Source organism: Parashewanella hymeniacidonis, from assembly GCF_016900895.1.
Lineage (GTDB): Bacteria > Pseudomonadota > Gammaproteobacteria > Enterobacterales > Shewanellaceae > Parashewanella > Parashewanella hymeniacidonis.
Genome location: NZ_JAFEUN010000285.1, coordinates 1 through 1,230, shown reverse-complemented (window position 1 = coordinate 1,230; position 1,230 = coordinate 1). Strand labels below are relative to the sequence as shown.

At 43.0% G+C, this 1,230-nt stretch carries 1 protein-coding gene; it reads right to left on the bottom strand.

Going from position 1 to position 1,230, the window contains the following annotated elements; translation table 11 throughout:
- Positions 1–12: 12 nt before the first annotated feature.
- The coding region (locus JQC92_RS22360) for an ISKra4 family transposase (RefSeq protein ID WP_205001728.1) at positions 13–1,230 on the bottom strand (1,218 nt) is incomplete at its 5' end.

Sequence of the window (1,230 nt, the reverse complement as noted above, 5' to 3'; positions counted from 1 at the left end):
GGCTCTTTCAGTTTATTGATAAAGCCGTTCTTTGGACTTCTGTTTATGGAACGACCAGTAGTCATTAAAATCACTGCTTGATTTCAGCGATCTTAATTTCAAAATGGCTTCAGCTCCCACAAGTCCCCAGCGAGCACCTGTTATGTCTAATCTGTCATTTATCAAGTGACGACAAGCCCCTTCAATCACTCCACTGCCTATAGGAAAACCTCCTTGTAGCGCTTCTCCATATTTTAAATGCTCTTTGTTACTCAATAGGTATTGAGCGCACTTATCGACACTTTCCCTATTTTCAAGCAGCCTTTTCGTTGCGCTACTTCTCATGCCTTTAGCTACTTGAGCACAGCCTCCTTGCAGGATTTTTAAGAGTCGCTCAGCTACCCAACCTTCAACGGCGGTATCACCTTTTTCAAAAAAGCACCAAGCGGCTTTCCATACATATTCTGTGACATGGACAAAATCCATCACTATCGTTGCCTGAACATTGAACTTCTTCATTGTTCGCTTTATTTGCTTCTTTTGATGTGGATGACCATCCACCAGAATGACCCATTGACGTTTCTGCTCTGGGTCTCTTTGTAATGCTTCCTCAAACGCTTCTTCGATGACCTTGATAGACTTTCGCTCTACGCTTGCCCAGACTCGTTTGTTTCTTGGTCTCGGTCTTAATTGATGAACATTACCTTCCTCTTTATCAGCTTGCATTACCAACTCTGGCGCTCGTATATGCGGCTGTACGGTATAAACGGAAGCGACTTGCGCCATTCGTTTACGGTTCTTTTTTTCTCCTGCGCTTAATCGACTGTTGAGTTTTTGAGTACTTTTCAGGGCGGCTTTTTGCGTGCATTCTCTCAGTCCTTCATGCCTCAGAACGATACCTTTACCATCAAAACTTAATACCAGTAGAGAGTCTGTGTTTTCTGGTTCTTGGAATCGCTTCTGCTCATAAAAGGCTTCAAAATCCTGTGCTACATCTTGAGCGATATTCAAACATTGCCGTTTTGCGACTTTTCGACCAGTTGTCTGAGCAAGCGCTTCTACCGCGTCATCAAAAGAGCCTTTTATTGACTCGCTGGCTATTCGTAGTCTTAGACCATCGGAAAACTGATCATCTGCTAGGTTAAGCTGTTCATCCATTGGGAAGTGAGCGGCATGAGTTTGTTTACTATAGCTTTTTCTATGTACTGTAACATCACCAAATAGACTGCTCATTTTTCTCTTTGTGTGATG